Source organism: Natrinema pallidum (assembly GCF_005890195.1).
Taxonomy (GTDB): Archaea; Halobacteriota; Halobacteria; order Halobacteriales; family Natrialbaceae; genus Natrinema; species Natrinema pallidum.
This window is the reverse complement of sequence record NZ_CP040637.1, coordinates 3245899-3263746: the sequence shown is the minus strand read 5'-3', so window position 1 is coordinate 3263746 and position 17848 is coordinate 3245899. Positions and strand designations below refer to the sequence as shown.

15 protein-coding genes and 2 tRNA genes are annotated in these 17848 nt (G+C 64.0%); 12 read left to right on the top strand and 5 right to left on the bottom strand.

From position 1 onward, the window contains the following. The first annotated feature begins 36 nt into the window (after positions 1 to 36). The 3 genes from FGF80_RS16235 to FGF80_RS16225 all read left to right on the top strand — a co-directional run bounded on the left by FGF80_RS16235 (position 37) and on the right by FGF80_RS16225 (position 2237). Positions 37 to 690 carry an HVO_0476 family zinc finger protein gene (locus FGF80_RS16235; RefSeq protein WP_006184010.1) on the top strand — a complete coding sequence of 218 codons (654 nt, stop codon included), beginning with the start codon at positions 37 to 39 and terminating at the stop codon, positions 688 to 690. Between the two features lie 92 nt (positions 691 to 782). Beyond that, the gene (locus tag FGF80_RS16230) at positions 783 to 1412 is read left to right on the top strand and encodes a protein-L-isoaspartate(D-aspartate) O-methyltransferase (RefSeq protein WP_138655159.1); all 630 of its coding nucleotides are present in this window, start codon (positions 783 to 785) and stop codon (positions 1410 to 1412) included. Positions 1413 to 1466: 54 nt separating this feature from the next. Next, entirely contained in the window at positions 1467 to 2237 is a 771-nt protein-coding gene (locus FGF80_RS16225) for a protein-L-isoaspartate O-methyltransferase family protein (protein WP_006184008.1), read from the top strand. Between the two features lie 365 nt (positions 2238 to 2602). Here the strand turns inward: FGF80_RS16225 and FGF80_RS16220 are convergent, their stop codons facing one another. From FGF80_RS16220 to FGF80_RS16210, 3 genes are all read right to left on the bottom strand, one after another. Further along, positions 2603 to 4729 carry a bacterio-opsin activator domain-containing protein gene (locus FGF80_RS16220; protein WP_138655157.1) on the bottom strand — a complete coding sequence of 709 codons (2127 nt, stop codon included), beginning with the start codon at positions 4727 to 4729 and terminating at the stop codon, positions 2603 to 2605. Between the two features lie 247 nt (positions 4730 to 4976). Beyond that, a tRNA-Asp gene (locus FGF80_RS16215) sits at positions 4977 to 5049 on the bottom strand. Positions 5050 to 5415: 366 nt separating this feature from the next. Beyond that, positions 5416 to 5488, bottom strand: a tRNA-Asp gene (locus FGF80_RS16210). Positions 5489 to 5813: 325 nt separating this feature from the next. Between FGF80_RS16210 and FGF80_RS16205 the strand changes: the two genes are divergently transcribed. The 6 genes from FGF80_RS16205 to FGF80_RS16180 are packed head-to-tail and all read left to right on the top strand — an operon-like array spanning position 5814 to position 14004. Continuing rightward, positions 5814 to 6041, top strand: coding sequence for a DNA-directed RNA polymerase subunit H (locus FGF80_RS16205; protein WP_006184006.1), 228 nt, complete (start codon positions 5814 to 5816; stop codon positions 6039 to 6041). Continuing rightward, entirely contained in the window at positions 6042 to 7622 is a 1581-nt protein-coding gene (locus tag FGF80_RS16200) for a DNA-directed RNA polymerase subunit B'' (RefSeq protein ID WP_006184005.1), read from the top strand. A gap of 3 nt (positions 7623 to 7625) precedes the next feature. Then, positions 7626 to 9455 (top strand): DNA-directed RNA polymerase subunit B, encoded by a 1830-nt coding sequence (rpoB, locus tag FGF80_RS16195; protein WP_006184004.1) that lies wholly within the window; start codon positions 7626 to 7628, stop codon positions 9453 to 9455. A 3-nt stretch (positions 9456 to 9458) separates the two neighbouring features. Then, complete coding sequence (locus FGF80_RS16190) at positions 9459 to 12386, top strand: DNA-directed RNA polymerase subunit A' (protein ID WP_138655155.1); 2928 nt, start codon at positions 9459 to 9461, stop codon at positions 12384 to 12386. Then, positions 12379 to 13575, top strand: coding sequence for a DNA-directed RNA polymerase subunit A'' (rpoA2, locus tag FGF80_RS16185; RefSeq protein ID WP_006184002.1), 1197 nt, complete (start codon positions 12379 to 12381; stop codon positions 13573 to 13575). The genes FGF80_RS16190 and rpoA2 overlap by 8 nt, the downstream gene beginning before the upstream one ends. A gap of 3 nt (positions 13576 to 13578) precedes the next feature. Then, a complete protein-coding gene (locus FGF80_RS16180; protein ID WP_006184001.1) occupies positions 13579 to 14004 on the top strand; it encodes a NusA-like transcription termination signal-binding factor in 426 nt (141 codons plus the stop codon). Here the strand turns inward: FGF80_RS16180 and FGF80_RS16175 are convergent. Beyond that, on the bottom strand, positions 13997 to 14191 hold the full coding sequence (locus tag FGF80_RS16175; RefSeq protein WP_006184000.1) for a hypothetical protein: 195 nt from the start codon (positions 14189 to 14191) through the stop codon (positions 13997 to 13999). The genes FGF80_RS16180 and FGF80_RS16175 overlap by 8 nt on opposite strands. Before the next feature lie 148 nt (positions 14192 to 14339). Between FGF80_RS16175 and FGF80_RS16170 the strand changes: the two genes are divergently transcribed. Next, positions 14340 to 15851: an aldehyde dehydrogenase family protein gene (locus FGF80_RS16170; protein WP_006183999.1), complete on the top strand. Its 1512-nt coding sequence runs from the start codon at positions 14340 to 14342 to the stop codon at positions 15849 to 15851. Positions 15852 to 15905: 54 nt separating this feature from the next. On the opposite strand, the gene FGF80_RS16165 is transcribed toward FGF80_RS16170, so the two are convergent. Continuing rightward, entirely contained in the window at positions 15906 to 16559 is a 654-nt protein-coding gene (locus FGF80_RS16165) for a 4-vinyl reductase (protein WP_138655153.1), read from the bottom strand. 211 nt (positions 16560 to 16770) lie between these two features. Between FGF80_RS16165 and FGF80_RS16160 the strand changes: the two genes are divergently transcribed. Next, on the top strand, positions 16771 to 17199 hold the full coding sequence (locus FGF80_RS16160; protein ID WP_004267302.1) for a 30S ribosomal protein S12: 429 nt from the start codon (positions 16771 to 16773) through the stop codon (positions 17197 to 17199). Between the two features lie 2 nt (positions 17200 to 17201). Further along, positions 17202 to 17810, top strand: coding sequence for a 30S ribosomal protein S7 (locus FGF80_RS16155; RefSeq protein ID WP_138655151.1), 609 nt, complete (start codon positions 17202 to 17204; stop codon positions 17808 to 17810). Positions 17811 to 17848 lie beyond the last annotated feature (38 nt).

The window sequence follows — 17848 nt, the reverse complement described above, 5'->3', positions numbered from 1 at the left end:
AATCGGCTTTTAGGTACGTAGCCGTTACAGTGGATTATGAGCGATCTCCCGGAGCGCGTTCCGACGGCCTGTCCGTCGTGCTCGCCGGACCTCGAGACGGTCCACGAAGTACTGACGGACGGCGGCGGAACCCTCACCGTTCGGTGTAGCGAGTGTAGTCACGTCCACAAGGTGCGACCCGAGCGCACGCCCGAAGTCACCCTCGACGTGGTCGTCTCCCAGGGCGGCGAATCCTTCACGGCGAACGTCACCACGGCCGAAGACGAGACCATCGAAGTCGGCGACGAGTTCATCCTCGAGACCGAGGAAGTGCTCTCGACGGTCCGCGTGACCAGCGTCGAACTCGACGGCCAGAAGCGTGTCGAGGAGGCCACCGCGGAGCAGGTCGAGACCGTCTGGACCCGCGAGGTCGACAACGTCGGCGTCAACGTCACCGTCCACCCGCAGGACGGCTCGCGGGACGACAGCCGGAGCATCACGGTCCACGTCCCCGGCGACTACGAGTTCGAGGTCGGCGCGGTCGAGTCCTTCGGCGACGACGAGTTCGAGATCGACGCCTTCGTCGTCCGCAGCGACGCCGATGGCTACCGGCGCGACCGGTTCGAGATGGAGGGCGACACCGCCCTGGCGAAAGACATCAAGCGCGTCTACGCCTACGACGAGCAGAGCAGCGCCTGGTCGGCCTGGTAATCCGTTCCTGCATTCGACCCGCACCGTCCCCGAGACCCGGGACGCGCCACCCGGAACCCTACCGTTCTCGAGCGCGTAGTCGCCCCCGAGCCATGTCCGACAGCTACGAGGCGCTGCGCCGGCGGATGGTCGAGACGGTCGCGCCGCGCGTCGACGATGATCGGGTTCTCGAGGCCCTGGCATCGGTCCCGCGCCACGAGTTCGTCCCGCCCGATCGTCGGGACAGGGCCTACGCCGACCGGCCGCTGCCGATCGGCGACGGCCAGACGATCAGCGCGCCGCACATGGTTGCGATCATGGCCGATCTGCTCGCGGTCGCCCCCGGCGACGACGTCCTCGAGATCGGCACCGGGTGTGGCTATCACGCCGCCGTCACAGCCGAACTGGTCGGCGATGCGCACGTCTACACCGTCGAATACAGCGACGAACTGGCCGAGCAGGCGCGCGACCGACTCGCGGCGCTCGGCTACGACGATGTCTCGGTGCGCGTCGGTGATGGCCGGAAGGGATGGCCCGAGCACGCGCCCTACGACGCGGCGTACTTCACCTGCGCCGTAGCTTCGGTTCCCGAACCGATCGTCGAGCAGGTCCGTGCCGGCGGGCAGTTGCTCGGGCCGATCGGTGTCGGCCGCCAGACGCTCGTCGACGCGACCAAACGACCGGACGGCTCGCTCGACCGGACCGACCGCGGCAGCGTTCAGTTCGTTCGGATGCGCGGGTAGACGGGCGGACCGCGCAAGCGGGCCATTGATTACGCCCGCCCCGATAGCTGGCGTATGGAACCCGCGGTACTGCGAGCGGATATGGTCGACGGCCTCGAGTCCCCGCCCAGGGACGTTCTCGCCGACGAGGACGTTGCCGTCGCGATGCGTGAAGTCCCGCGGCACGCGTTCGTCGACGACGAGCGAACGGCCTACGCCGACCGCGAACACGAGGTCCTCGGAACTCGCGTTCTCGCGCCGAGTACTGTCGCTCGCTTGCTCCAGGCACTGGCGCTCGAGGGCGACGAGACCGTGTTGATCGTCGGTGCCGGCGTTGGGTACACGGCGGCCGTCGCGGCCGAACTCGTCGGCGAGACGAACGTCCACGCCGTCGACATCTCCCGGCCGCTGGTCGCCGAAGCGCGGGCCAACCTCGCCGACGCGGGCTACGACGGCGTCCTCGTCGACTGCCGGGATGGGGCGAACGGTCTCCCCGAGTACGCGCCCTTCGACCGCATCCTGCTCGAGGCCGCGGCCGTCGATCCGCCGCGTGCGCTACTCGATCAGCGAACCGATGCGGGCCGACTGGTCTTCCCGCGCGGGACCCGCCAACAGCGACTCGAAGCCGTCTCGGCCGACGGCGACATCGATCGACTCGGACCCGTTTCGTTCGCTCCGTTGCTAGTCGAGGGCGAACAGTCGGGGGCCGTCGAGCGCGACCGAACGGCCCGTGAGGACCGCGAACGGGCACAGCGACGCGCCGAATCCCGTCGCGGCTGGGAACACGACTGGATCGAATGGGAGGAGACGGTCGAGCAGCCGTCTCGACGGCCGCGTTCGCAGTAGCTTCTCGACTGTCCGGTGGGTGTGAGTCGTCCCGCTCGAGACACGAGGCCGTGCCTCGCGGGGAGTGGGACGTCGAAAGGGTGGGGAAAGGGTGGGGGGTGGCGACAGTCTGTCTCAGATCGCCAGTTACGGGTACACGCTGGAGGGGGTTAAATATGGCTTCTAGGTAGTAAGTGGGTACGAACGGACGACGACTAATTAATTAGTACCGGGGCGAGCCGCCGAATCCAGTACTCGGGTTCCGGCCGTCTTCTACAGGCTGAGCAGACCGTGTACCTCGGGAATCGATGGACGACCGAACGTCTCCGTGATGTCGAGAAACGGGTGGGCCTCAGTCCACGTGACTATGGGGGCCATGGTCGGTCTCACGACGTGGACGCGCCGTCGAACGCCAACGCGACGAGTTTCCGTTCGGCCGCCCGCAAGTGATAGTGGTACGTCGGCGACGAGACGCCGAGGGCGTCCGCGAGATCCTCTCCCGTACTCCCGCGGGGCCACTCGAAGAAGCCACTGTAGTGAGCCGCCTGCAACGCTTCGAACTGCTTGTCCGTGAGCCGCTCCGCGAGGTCGGTATCGAGCCGTCGCGCCGACCGCGTGTGCGTCGTCTCCCGTTTGGCCCGCAGCTCCGTTTCGGGATACGCGTCGCCGATCGCCTCGACCACTGACCGCGTTTCGACGCTCCGTGGTACCTCGAGTACGAGCGTCGAGCCCCGACGCTCGGCCGTCGCCGTCCGTACCTGTACGTCGTACGTCCGCAGGACGTCGAGAAACGGCGTCGACGCGACCGTCAGTTCGTACAGCGTCGTTTCCTCGCCTTCGGACACGACCGAAAACGTCTCGATCGACGCCCAGTCGTCCTCGAGCCCGGTGAGCGACGCCGTCGCCGGCGCGCTGACGAACAGGACGACCCCGTCCTCGCCGCGGTCGACGACGCCCTCGAGCGTTATCGGGGTTGCCGCGTCGACGTGTGACGACAGCCGATTGAGCAGCAACCGCGAATCAGCCACGTCGAGTTCGAGTTCGAGTCGGCTGTCGGTCACCATCGCCCGCGTTCGCTCGACCGATTGGATCGCGTGTCCGATCGTTTCCCCGAGTTCGGCCAGTACCGCCCGCTCGCGCTGGCCGACCGAATCGGCCCCCGAGACGTGGACCACGAGCACGCCGTAGCGGCGCTCGTCGGCGATCAGTGGCACGCCGAGGACCGTCTGATAGCCGTACGTCAGCGCCTCCTTGCGTCGCGATTGCCACGTCTCGTCATCGAGCACGTCGTGTACCAGTCGTTCCTGCCCGGCCTCGAGGGTGTCGCGGACGAGCGCGAGTTCGGGTGCTCGCTCGCCGTCGTCGCGAATCCGGTCGATGTAGGTCGCATCGATTCCGGCCCACGTTGTCGGCGTGGGCGGCTCGTCGTCGCTCGCGGCGATCCAGGCGAACCGGTAGCGGTCCGTTTCGGCGAGGCGATCGCACACCCGTTCCTCGATCGCGGCACGCGTCGACGCCTGCGCAATGCCGTGGTTGATCTCGCGGACGATCTCGTTCGTGTGGTTGAGCCGTGTCAGCTCTTCGTTTTGCCGAGTCAGCGTTCGATCGTGGTCCCGCAGCAACTGCTCGCGCTCGGCCCGATCCAGCGCGGCCTCGGTGTTGGCCGCCAGAATGTGAAGCAGTTCCATCATCGTCTCGTCGAACCCGTCGATGTCCTCACAGCCCGCGACCAGGACACCGTGGGTGCCGAGCGGAACGATCAGTTCGCTTCGGCTCACCGCCTCCCCCGGTTCGACGCTCCCCTCGCGTGTCACGTCCTCGTAGTAGGTACTTTCACCCTCCGAAAAGACGTCCCAGACCAGCCCGTCGCCTCGCTCGATCGTCGGCGCGGGCTCGCCCAACTCGGGCGACTTCCGCGCCGACGCCACGTGCTCGAGAACGCCGGCCGTCGGCTCGAACGAGTAGGCCACGGCGACCGCGATGTCGAGAATTTCGCGTGCCGTTTCGACGGCCGACCGGTAGATGTCGTCTTTCGTTTCGGCCCGCATCAGGTCCCGCGTCGTCTCGTGTAACGTCGTCAGCGTCCGCTCGTAGCGTCGTTCGCTCTCCCGAAGCTCCGTTCGCGTGCGGTACTGGTCGACGGCGTTCGTGATCTGATTCGCTAACAGCGCGTACTGCTTCTTGCCCGACTCCTTCTGGAGATACTGTGTTACGCCCGCAGCGATCGCCTCACTGGCGATCTCCTCCGGTTCCCGCCCGGTAAAGAGAATAAACGGGAGGGCGGGATCGTCCTCGCGGACGCGCTCTAATAACTCGAGCCCGGTCATCGCCGGCAGCTCGTAGTCGCTGACGATACAGTCGACGCTGTAGCGCTCGAGTGACTCGAGCGCGTCCGCGCCGTTCGTCGCCGCTTCAGTGACGATCGAGTCGCGCTCGCGCTCGAGCATTTCCCCGGCGAGGTCGGCAACTCGAGGGTCGGTATCGACGATGAGTACAGTAATTTGACCAGTCATTTGTTCCGCCCCAGAAAATCCCGTTCTCCGAGGGATACGTAACGAGATACTAAACGATTAGCATTCACACTGCTCCATGTCGAACGACCGACCATAATAGCCAAATACGAGTTACAGACTGATCGCACGACCGTCGGACGATCGTGTGTGCGGTGACGAGCCACGAGACTCGACCCCGGTTCGGGGGTGCTACACTGGTGACGGGGACACGTGACGCAGTGCTCGTCGGAGTTGGTCGCGAAAGAAGCGCCCGAGGCGGGATTTGAACCCGCGTCACAACCGTGACAGGGTTGTATGATGGGCCACTACACCACCCGGGCCACCTGCAACTCCTCCTTTCCCGCTGATGGTATTAAGGGTTTTGCTCTCCAGTCGTTTGTACACTCCGATGACAGAACCACTGTTCGTAAAACGACCGCCGTGCTAACGGCGGGCACTCTCTCGATACGTCGCTTCTATCTAGAACGTGACCAAAACGCACTCGAGGTGAACGATGAGTCGATCGGTCGAGGACATATGATGCGGTACTCGCCGTAATTGGTCGCGGAAGAAGTGCTTGAGGCGGGATTCGAACCACGGTCGTGTCGCTCACTACGTTCGCTTCACTCCCTGGTTCGAATCCCTCAGTGTGTCCGCTCACGGAGAACGCGCTACGCGGTACTTGTCGAAGTTGGTCGCGGAAGAAGCGCCCGAGGCGGGATTTGAACCCGCGTCACAACCGTGACAGGGTTGTATGATGGGCCACTACACCACCCGGGCCACCTGCAACTCCTCCTTTCCCGGTCACGGCATTAAGGCTTTTCAATCAAACGCCGTGTGGTACGGTCAGTCGCGCCACGATTCCGCTCTCGAGTCCGGAGTGTGCTCTGGATCGTGATATCACACCGCATGACCCACAAGGAATATAACTGATAACCGGGTACTCTCGAGTGTGATCGACGGCTCCGGTTCGGTCGACCGGCCGGGTAGCCCTGCTTGTGCGTCGAGTTAGTAACGGTTAAATGCCTCCCGCCGCTACTTGCCTGTAGTATCTCGTGACAGCCGCTTCTCTCCCAATAGCCGACACGCACACCCAACCCAATACATGGTAGACGTAAGCCAACACGAACTCGTTCCGGAGCACACCGTTCTCGAGGAAGAGGCCCTCGAGGACGTGCTCGAGGAATACAACATCGACCGTACAGATTTACCGAAGATCAAGCGCAACGATCCCGCCCTGCCGGACGAGGCAGAGATCGGTGACGTTATCAAGATCGTTCGCGACTCGCGGACGACCGATCAGTCGATCGTATACCGACTCGTGGTAGAATAAATGGCAATGGAACTCAACCGCGACAAACGACGAGAGATTTCGCGCGAATATTTCTCGAAGGAACGGATCGCCGAACACCACTACCGCTCGTTCAACGCCTTCCTCAACCGGGGGATGCAGGAGGTCGTCGACGAGAAGGCGACGATCGATACGGACATCGGCGACAAGGAAGGCGAGGAACCGGTCCACGTCAAACTGGGCGACGTCCGCGTCGTTACGCCGCGCGTCCGCGAGGCGGACGGTTCCGAAGAACTCCTCTATCCACAGGAGGCACGTCTTCGGAACATCACGTACTCGGCGCCGGTTTTCATGGAGATGTCGATCGTCAAGGGTGAGGAAGGCGACGAACGTGTCGTCGACTCGACCGAGACGAAGATCGGCCGGATGCCGATCATGGTCGGTTCCGACAAGTGTAACATCGCCGGCTTCTCCGACGAGGAACTGATCGAGATCGGCGAGGACCCCGCGGACCCGGGCGGCTACTTCATCGTCAACGGCTCCGAGCGGGTGCTGATGACCAGCGAGGACCTCGCACCGAACAAGATTCTCGCCGAATACGACAGCAAGTACGGCGACGAGATTCAGGTCGCCAAGACGTTCTCGCAGCGCCGTGGCTACCGCGCCCTCGTGTTGTGCGAACGGAACCGCGAAGGACTGCTCGAGGTATCGTTCCCCTCGGTATCGGGCTCGATCAACTTCGTGACGCTCGTGCGTGCGCTGGGCCTCGAGTCGGACGAGGAGATCGTCCACAAGGTCTCGAACGACCCCGAGGTCGTCAAGTACATGCTGGAGAACTTAGAGGAAGCGGAGGTCCAGACCGAGGAGGAAGCCATCGAGGAACTGGGCAAACGCGTCGCCTCCGGACAGGGGAAGAACTACCAACTCAAGCGGGCAAATTACGTCATCGACCGCTACCTCCTGCCGCACCTCCACGAGGACGGCGTCGAGGAGGAAGACGTTCGCATCAACAAGGCCCACTACCTCTGTCGGATGGCCGAGGCCTGTTTCGAACTCGCGCTCGGCCGGCGCGAGTCCGACGACAAGGACCACTACGCGAACAAGCGACTGAAGGTCAGCGGCGACCTGATGAAAGACCTGTTCCGGACCGCGCTGAACAAGCTGGCCCGGGACGTCAAGTACCAACTCGAGCGCGCGAACATGCGCAACCGACAGCTCTCGGTGAACACGGTCGTCCGATCCGACGTCCTGACCGAGCGACTCGAGCACCCGATCGCGACGGGTAACTGGGTCGGTGGCCGCTCCGGCGTGAGTCAGCTGGTCGACCGCACTGACTTCATGGGCGTCCTCTCACACCTGCGCCGGCTCCGCAGTCCGCTTTCGCGCTCGCAGCCGCACTTCGAAGCGCGGGACCTGCACGCGACCCAGTGGGGTCGCATCGGGCCCTCCGAGACGCCGGAGGGGCCGAACTGTGGGCTGGTGAAGAACTTCGCCCAGTCGATGGAGCTCTCCCAGAACGTCGAGGACGAACAGGAACTCAAACGCGAACTGGCATCCATGGGGGTCGAGGGCATTCCCGGCCTCGAAGGGATCGAACGAACGGCAGCGTCAGGGGACGACTAAATCATGAGCAGCCAACAACGAGAGGCGAAAGTCTACGTCAACGGATCGCTGGTGGGGACCCATCCCGATCCGCACGAACTCGCAGAACAGATCCGCGAAGCGCGACGCATCGGCGACGTCAGCGAGATGGTCAACGTCTCGGTCAAAGAGCGCACCCGCGAAGTAATCGTCAACGCCGATGCGGGCCGTGCCCGACGGCCCCTGCTGGTCGTCGAGGACGGCGAACCGCGCATCTCCCAGCAGGAAGTCGAGGCGCTTCAGGAGGGTGACCTCGAGTTCGAGGACCTCGTCGATCACGGTTACATCGAGTTCATCGACGCCGAGGAGGAAGAGGACATCCTCGTCGCCGTCGAAGAGGACGACCTGACCGAAAAGCACACCCACCTCGAGATCGACCCGTCGCTGATCTTCTCGATCGGTGCGGGGATGATCCCCTACCCCGAGCACAACGCCAGCCCCCGCATTACGATGGGGGCGGGGATGATCAAGCAGTCGCTGGGGCTGCCGAGCGCGAACTACCGCATTCGGCCGGATACGCGCCAGCACCTGCTGCACTACCCGCAGCTCTCGATGGTCAAAACCCAGACGACCGAACAGATCGGCTACGACGAGCGGCCGGCGGCCCAGAACTTCGTCGTCGCCGTGATGAGTTATGAGGGGTTCAACATCGAGGACGCGCTGGTCATGAACAAGGCCAGCGTCGAACGCGCGCTCGCGCGTTCACACTTCTTCCGGACCTACGAGGGCGAGGAACGCCGGTATCCGGGCGGCCAGGAGGACCGCTTCGAGATTCCGTCGCAGGACGTCCGCGGCGCCCGCGGTGAGGAAGCGTACAACCACCTGGACGAGGACGGCCTCGTCAACCCCGAAACGACGGTCGACGAGAACTCCGTCCTGCTCGGGAAGACGTCGCCGCCGCGGTTCCTCGAGGAACCCGACGACATGGGTGGCCTGTCGCCCCAGAAGCGACGGGAGACCTCGGTCACCATGCGATCGGGCGAATCCGGGATCGTCGACACCGTTACGCTCATGGAAGGCGAGGACGGTTCGAAGCTCTCGAAGGTCTCGGTGCGCGACGAGCGGATCCCCGAACTCGGGGACAAGTTCGCCAGCCGCCACGGCCAGAAGGGTGTCGTCGGCCACCTCGCGCCACAGGAGGACATGCCCTTCACCGAGGAGGGCGTCGTCCCCGACCTCGTCCTGAACCCGCACGCGCTGCCCTCGCGGATGACCGTCGGTCACATTCTCGAGATGATCGGGGGCAAACTCGGGTCGATGGAAGGTCGCCGCGTCGACGGGACGCCGTTCCTCGGCGAGGACGAGGACGAACTCCGACAGGGGCTCGAGGACGCCGGCTTCGACTCGGCGGGCAAGGAGACCATGTACTCCGGGATTTCCGGCGAGAAGATCGAGGCCGAGATTTTCGTCGGCGTGATCTTCTACCAGAAACTCTACCACATGGTCTCGAACAAACTGCACGCCCGCTCGCGTGGGCCGGTGCAGGTGCTGACCCGACAGCCAACGGAGGGACGTGCCCGCGAGGGTGGCCTCCGAATCGGGGAGATGGAGCGCGACGTGTTCATCGGCCACGGGGCGGCCATGACGCTGAAGGAACGACTCCTCGACGAGTCCGACCGCGAGTTCATCCACGTCTGTGCGAACTGTGGGATGAGCGCGGTCGAAAACGTCGAACAACGGCGTGTCTACTGTCCGAACTGCGACGAGGAGACCGATATCCACGAGATCGAGATGAGCTACGCGTTCAAGCTCCTCTTGGACGAGATGAAGGCGCTGGGTATCGCACCGCGACTCGAACTGGAGGACGCCGTCTAACCCATGCAAGACACGACACCCAAAGACATCGGTTCGCTTTCCTTCGGGCTCATGGAGCCCGAGGAATACCGGGAGATGAGCGCGACAAAGATCATCACTGCCGACACCTACGACGACGACGGGTTCCCCATCGACATGGGACTGATGGACCCCCGTCTGGGCGTGATCGACCCCGGCCTCGAGTGCAAGACCTGCGGCAAGCACTCGGGTTCCTGTAACGGCCACTTCGGCCACATCGAACTGGCCGCGCCCGTAATCCACGTCGGCTTTACGAAACTCATCCGGCGGCTCCTTCGTGGGACCTGCCGGGAGTGTTCGAAACTCCTCCTCACCGAGGACGAACGCGACGAGTTCCGGGACCAACTCGACGAATCCCGAAAGCTGAGCCGTGATCTCAACGACGTGACCAAGGCCGCGATCCGACAGGCCCGCAAGAAGGACCGGTGTCCGTTCTGTGGCGAAATCCAGTACGATATCGACCACGAGAAACCGACGACCTACTACGAGGTCCAGCAGGTCCTGACCAGCGAGTACTCCCAGCGCATCGCCGGCGCGATGCAGGGCGACGAGGAGGAAGGCGTCGAGCGGACGACGCCGGACGAACTCGCCGAGCAGACCGAGATCGAGCTGACTCGAGTCAACGAGATCCTGTCCGGCTCGTTCCGTCCGCGGGAGAGTCAGCGGAAGGCGATCGAGAAGGCTCTCGATATCGATCTCACCGAGGAAGACACGAACAAGCTGATGCCAAGCGACATCCGGGACTGGTTCGAGAACATCCCGGACGAGGATATCGAAGTACTCGGGATCAATCCTGACCGGTCGCGTCCCGAGTGGATGATCCTCACCGTCCTCCCCGTGCCGCCGGTCACCGCCCGCCCGTCGATTACGCTCGATAACGGGCAGCGCTCGGAGGACGACCTCACGCACAAGCTGGTCGACATCATCCGGATCAACCAGCGGTTCATGGAGAACCGCGAGGCCGGTGCGCCCCAGCTGATCATCGAGGACCTCTGGGAACTCCTGCAGTACCACGTCACGACGTTCATGGACAACGAGATTTCGGGCACGCCGCCGGCGCGCCACCGCTCCGGTCGGCCCCTGAAAACCCTGTCTCAGCGCCTCAAGGGCAAGGAAGGCCGCTTCCGGGGCTCGCTGTCCGGGAAGCGCGTCAACTTCTCGGCTCGGACCGTGATCTCGCCGGACCCGACGCTCTCGCTGAACGAGGTCGGCGTTCCGGACCGCGTGGCAAAGGAGATGACCCAGACGATGAACGTCACCGAACGCAACGTCGAGGACGCCCGGCGGTTCGTCTCGAACGGCCCGGAGGGCCATCCCGGTGCGAACTACGTCCGACGGCCGGACGGCCGCCGGCTGAAGGTGACCGAGAAGAACTGCGAACAGCTCGCCGAGAAGGTCGAGGCCGGGTGGGAGGTCAACCGCCACCTCATCGACGGCGACATCGTCATCTTCAACCGCCAACCGTCGCTCCACCGGATGTCGATCATGGCCCACGAGGTCGTGGTCATGCCGTACAAGACGTTCCGGCTGAACACCGTCGTCTGTCCGCCGTACAACGCCGACTTCGACGGCGACGAGATGAACATGCACGCGCTGCAAAACGAGGAGGCCCGCGCCGAAGCGCGCGTCCTCATGCGCGTTCAAGAGCAGATGCTCTCCCCGCGGTTCGGCGAGAACATCATCGGGGCCATTCAGGACCACATCTCCGGGATGTACCTCCTGACACACGACAACCCCCGATTCAACGAGACGCAGGCGCTCGACCTGCTCCGTGCCACCCGGATCGACGAACTCCCCGAACCCAGCGGCATCGACGACGAGGGAACGCCGTTCTGGACCGGGTACGACGTCTTCTCCGAACTGCTGCCCGACGATCTCGATCTCGAGTTCACGGGGACAATCGGCGACGAGGTCGTCATCGAGGACGGCCAGTTGCTCCAGGGAACCATCGCCGAGGACGAGGTCGGCGAGTTCGGCGGCGAGATCGTCGACACGATCACGAAGGTGTACGGGAACACCCGCGCCCGGATCTTCGTCAACGAGGTCTCGACGCTTGCCATGCGGGCGATCATGCACTTCGGGTTCTCGATCGGGATCGACGACGAGACCATCCCCGAGGAGGCCCAGTCCCGCATCGACGAGACCATCGCGGACGCCAACGACCGCGTCGAGGAACTCATCGAGGCCTACGAGCGCGGCGAACTCGAGAGTCTCCCGGGCCGAACGATCGACGAGACCCTCGAGATGAAGATCATGCAGACGCTCTCGCGTGCGCGTGACAACGCGGGGAACATCGCGGACGAGCACTTCCAGGACGACAACCCCGCGGTCGTCATGGCCAACTCCGGTGCGCGTGGGTCGATGCTCAACCTGACCCAGATGGCCGGCGCGGTCGGCCAGCAGGCGGTTCGGGGCGAGCGGATCAACCGTGGCTACGAGGACCGAACGCTCTCCCACTACGAACCGAACGATCTCTCGGCGGAGGCACACGGCTTCGTCGAGAACTCCTATACTAGCGGCCTGACCCCGCGGGAGTTCTTCTTCCACGCGATGGGCGGCCGCGAGGGCCTGGTCGACACTGCAGTCCGGACCTCGAAGTCCGGCTACCTGCAGCGGCGGCTGATCAACGCCCTCTCGGAACTCGAGACCCAGTACGACGGGACGGTCCGGGACACCTCGGACACGATCGTCCAGTTCGAGTTCGGCGAGGACGGGACCTCGCCGGTCAAGGTTTCCTCCGACGAGGACAACGATATCGACGTCGAGCACATCGCCGATCGCGTGCTCGACTCCGAATTCGAGTCCGCGGAGGAACGTCAGGAATTCCTCGGCTCCAAACCGCGGCCGACTAACCTCTCGGAACACGCAGACGATCGACTCGCCGAGGGCACGGAGGTGACCTCCGATGACTAACGTCGCATACGATGTCGACGACGACACGATCGCGGTCGTCGAGGATACCGACCTCCCGCGGCGGCTCAAAGACGAGGTCTACGAGACGATCGAGGCCCGCGAGGGCGCGACGGTCGAGGAGGCCGACGAACTCGCGAAGGCCGTCGAGACCCGCTATCTCGACACCCGCGTCGAGCCCCTCGACCCCGTCGGGACGGTCTCGGCGCAGTCGATCGGCGAACCCGGTACCCAGCTGACGATGAACACGTTCCACTACGCGGGGGTCGCCGAAATCGACGTGACCCAGGGGCTGCCCCGGCTGATCGAGCTTGTCGACGCTCGGAAAACCCCGGACACGCCGATGATGACCGTCTACCTCGAGGACGAGTACGCGACGGAGCGGGAGAAAGCTCACGAGGTCGTCTGGAACATCGAGGCGACGCAGATCCTCGCGCTGGGCGACGTGTCGACGAACGTCGCGGACATGCGCGTGCAGATTTCGCTCAACAAGGACACGCTGCAGGAACGACTGATCACGGCCGAAGAAGTCGCCGGCATCATCGAGGATTCGCTCGGCGTGAAGACGGTCCAGCAGGGTACCCAGATCGAATTCGGGCCCGAGGAACCGTCCTACCGTGATCTCCTCCAACTCGTCGAGGAACTGCGGGACATCACGTTCAAGGGGATCGAAGAGGTCTCGCGGGTCGTCATCCGTCGGGAGGAACTCGACACCGGCACCGAGGAGTTCGTCCTCTACACCGAGGGGTCGGCCTTCGGCGACGTCCTCGAGATCGAGGGCGTCGACGCCTCGCGGACGACGTGTAACAACATCCACGAGATTCACCGCAATCTCGGTATCGAAGCCGCCCGCGAGGCGATCATCGAGGAGACGAACAACACGCTCGCCGAGCAGGGGCTGGACGACGTGAACGTCCGGCACCTGATGCTCGTCGCGGACATGATGACGAACCGCGGCGAGATCGAGTCGATCGGTCGGCACGGAATTTCGGGTTCGAAAGAATCCGTACTGGCTCGCGCGGCGTTCGAGGTGACGGTCAACCACCTGCTCAATGCCGCGATCCACGGCGAAGTCGACGAGCTTGACGGCGTTACGGAGAACGTCATCGTCGGCAAGCCGATCAAGCTCGGCACCGGCGATGTCGATCTTCGGATGGGATCGACCACCTCCGGCAGCGGTCAGGCAGACTGATCGATGGGTGTAACCCTCGATGACGACGCCCGGCAGTATCTCGCCGCGTTCGAGGATGTGACGGGCGTTGACGGCCGAGATTGTCTCGTCACCGAGGGCGGTGATCGGCTCCTGATCGTCGTTGCCAGCGGCGGGATGGGCGAAGCGATCGGCCCCGGCGGCCGGACCGTAACGCGGTTCGAAGAACGGGTCGATGCGCAGGTCCGCCTCGTCGAGGACGCGGACACGCCCGAGGCGTTCGTCGCGAACGTCCTCGCGCCCGCGGCAGTCTACAACGTCACGGTCAGCGAGAACAACGACACCGTCGCCTACGTCGAGGTTGCGGAGGCCGATCACGGCATCGCGATCGGGACGGACGGGCGGACGATCGACGCCGCACGGCAGCTTGCGGATCGGCATTTCGGAATCGACGACGTACAGCTCATCTGATCTCGAGCCGGCGTCTCGTGCCGCCCGCTGCGGCACAGTCGCCGCCGGTCGACCGGATCGCGTCCGGTGACCGAACCGAACGCGCAGTCTTCTCGACTGAACCTTGGAGGAACTCCCAGTGGCCGCCCAGCCGTGGCCCTCGTTTCCGGTTCGCGTCGGCCCGTGCGAACTCGACGCGCTCTTCCATTCAACGTACTTATGTGTGTGCGGATCTCGGTACGCAACCGATCGCACGTTCGCCCCGTTCATGCCCCCTACGGATAGCTATCAGTAGTTATCGATCGCGAATGACATACCCAAACCAATAAACAAATTCCACCGATAGAGGGAGTCGTATGACGGATACGAGTACGCGATCCGCCGACGGACGAGACGTTGACGAACTCGATATTGCGCCGGAGACCGGGTGGAACGCCCTATTCCTCGACGGCGAGTGGGTGCCCGCCGGTGATCGGGACCTGATCGATGTCGAAAACCCCGCGACGCGGACGACGCTGACGACGGTTCCGTCGGCGACCGAGGACGACGTCGACGAGGCGTATGCGGTCGCGGAGGAGGCACAATCGGCGTGGGGCCAGCGACCGCCACAGGAGCGCGCCGCGATCGTCTCCGATGCGTGTGCGTTGCTGGGCGAGTACGCCGACGACCTCGAGTGGCTGTTCGCCGTCGAGTGCGGCGGGGTCCAGCTGAAAGCCGATTTCGAGACCCAGCTCGCACAAGGCACGATGGAGGTCGGTGCCGGACTGGCGATGCGCGACGGTGGCCGCCGTAAGGACTCGGTGACGCCCGGCAAGGAGAACCTGCTCGTGCGCGAACCGGCCGGCGTCGTCGGCGTCATCACGCCGTGGAACTTCCCGCTGTATCTCACCAGCCGAGTCGTCGCACCAGCCATCGCGCTGGGGAACAGCGTGGTCCTCAAGCCGGACGAACACACCCCGTTGATGGGCGGGCTCGTGCTCGCACGGGTCTTCGAGGAGGCCGGACTCCCGGACGGCGTCCTGAACGTCGTCCCCGGCTACGGCCACGAGATCGGCGACCACTTCTCGGGCCACTCGGTGCCGTCGGTGATGTCGTTTACCGGCTCCTCGGAGGTCGGGCGGGGCGTCGGCCAGCGTGCCGTCGGCGCGTACACGGAGCCGGCCCTCGAGTTGGGCGGGAACAACGCTCACGTCGTCCTCCCGGATGCCGACCTGGAGCGTGCGATCGACGCCGGCGCGTTCGGGTCGTTCACCCATCAGGGACAGGAGTGCATCTCGATCAACCGCCACGTGGTTCACGAGTCGCTGTACGACGAGTACGTCGCGGGCCTGGCCGATCGCGCCGAGCAACTCCCCATCGGCGATCCGCGCGAGGAGGGGACCCTGGTCGGCCCGGTCATCAACGAGAGCCAACGGGACAAGATCGTCGGCTTCCTCGAGAAATCGGTCGCGAACGGGGCGACGGTCGAGGCTGGCGGTGGCCACGACGGGTTGTTCATCGAACCCACGGTGCTATCGGGCGTCACCAGCGACATGCCAGTCGCCTGCAACGAGCATTTCGGACCGGTCGCGCCCGTCATCCCCTTCGAGACCGACGAGGAGGCGATCGAGATCGTCAACGACACCGAGTACGGCCTGTCGGGCTCGGTGCACTCGACGGACGTGGCTCGTGCGCGTGACGTAGCCGACGCGATGGAGACGGGTATGGTCCACATCAACGACCAGCCGTTGAACGACGAACCGCACGTCGCGTTCGGCGGCGTCGGCGCGTCGGGACTCGGGCGGTACAACGACGAGTGGATCATGGACACCCTGACGACGCTGAAGTGGATCTCGATCCAGCGCGAGCCTCGAGAGTATCCGTACTGACTCGGGTGACACGCGAGGAGGGAAAACGGCTGTCGGTGAGTTCGGCGCGTGCGATCAGCGCCACTCGACGTGGTACGTACAGTGCTGGTCGCCGTCCGAGCGACACTGGTCGCCGACTTCTTGGACATCGACGGGGTTGTTCACGAACTTCTTCGCAACGCCCTTGATGAGGCCCTTGTCGAACTCACACGGGTACGGGTTCTCACAGATCATCACTCCCTCGTTCGATCCCTCCGTCTCGAACTCGTAGGACCCGATTTCGCTGCCGCGGTGGTTCTGGTGATACGCCTCGTCGATCGACGCGAGCGCGTTCTCGACTTCCGAAAGCTCCGGCGGAAACTCGACGTGCTGGGGGACGTTCTGCCCCATGTTCTGCATTCGCAACGATCCGTACTCGTCGCGCATATCGTACAACATGGCGAGTGGGATCTTGAGCGAGTACCACTCGTCGGGTTCGATATTCTCGAGTCCGTGCTCGGCGAGTTTATTGGTGATCTGTTTCCCCACGAACGACGAAATCGACTCACCCGCCGCGACATACGACAGGGGACTGCGACCGATCACTTCCGCGTCCTTGAGCGAGCCATCGAACCCGATGCGATCGGAGACCGTCGGTAACTCATCAGGAGACTGAGACTCGTCGTCGGACCCACCGAGGAGTCGCTTGACCCAGGATGTCGTCACGAACACCGTCTCGATTGTAGCCATAACGGATAGAAAATACGACCCACCTACCTTATAACTCCTAGTTAATTATACGATCTGATATCGGGCGGTCCGTCCGCTCGGACAGCCCGAGAGCTGTTACGCGGTAGTGAAACCCGCTCAGATTCCTTCGTCGACCCCGATCGACCGCTCTCACGCCGTAACGCCGACTCGAAACGGGTCGCTTAAGTGCCTTCGTCGGATAGCGACGCCCATGGCAAACGGCAAATACGCCGCGCGCAAGCTCAAGAAGGACCGCCAGAACCAGCGGTGGTCCGACTCGGACTACGCGCGCCGCGCCCGCGGACTTCGCGAGAAGTCCGACCCGCTCGAGGGTGCGCCCCAGGCCCGCGGTATCGTACTCGAAAAGGTCGGCATCGAAGCCAAACAGCCCAACTCGGCGATCCGAAAGTGCGTCCGAGTCCAGCTGATCAAGAACGGCAAGCAGGTCACCGCGTTCTGTCCCGGTGACGGCGCGATTTCGTTCATCGACGAACACGACGAAGTCACCATCGCCGGGATCGGTGGGGCCAAGGGTCGTGCGATGGGTGACCTCTCCGGTGTCAACTACAAGGTCGACAAGGTCAACGGCGTCGCCCTGAAGGAACTCGTTCGCGGCAACGCGGAAAAACCGGTGCGATAATCATGGCGGCAGAAGATCAACCGGACCCGGACGCCCCGGCCGGTGGCACGGACGTTTCGGCACAGCTCTTTGGCACGTGGGAACTCGTCGACCTCGAGTACGCCGACCCCTCGACCGAGCGTTACATCACGGTGACCCCCGTCGCTCACACCGCGGGTCGCCACGCCGGCAAGCAGTTCAAGAAGTCCCAGATCTCCATCGTCGAGCGGTTCATCAACCGGCTGATGCAGACCGAGGAGAACACGGGCAAGAAACAGAAGACGCTCAACTACGTCCGTGATGCCTTCGACATCATCCACGAACGGACCGAGGACAACCCGATCCAGGTGCTCGTCACGGCCGTCGAGAACGCGGCTCCTCGAGAGGAGACCGTTCGCCTGAAATACGGCGGTATTTCGGTTCCGAAGGCCGTCGACGTTGCCCCGCAGCGCCGCGTCGACCAGTCGCTGAAGTTCCTCGCGGAAGGCGTCTACAACGATTCGTTCAAGACCACCACGGACATCGAGGAGGCCATCGCCAACCAGCTTATCGGCGCGGCCAACTACGACGTCCAGACCTACGCGGTCAGCCAGAAAGAAGAGAAAGAGCGCGTCGCGGCAGCCGCCCGCTAACGCGGCTCACCGATTCGATTTGCGGTCGTTTCTAAGAG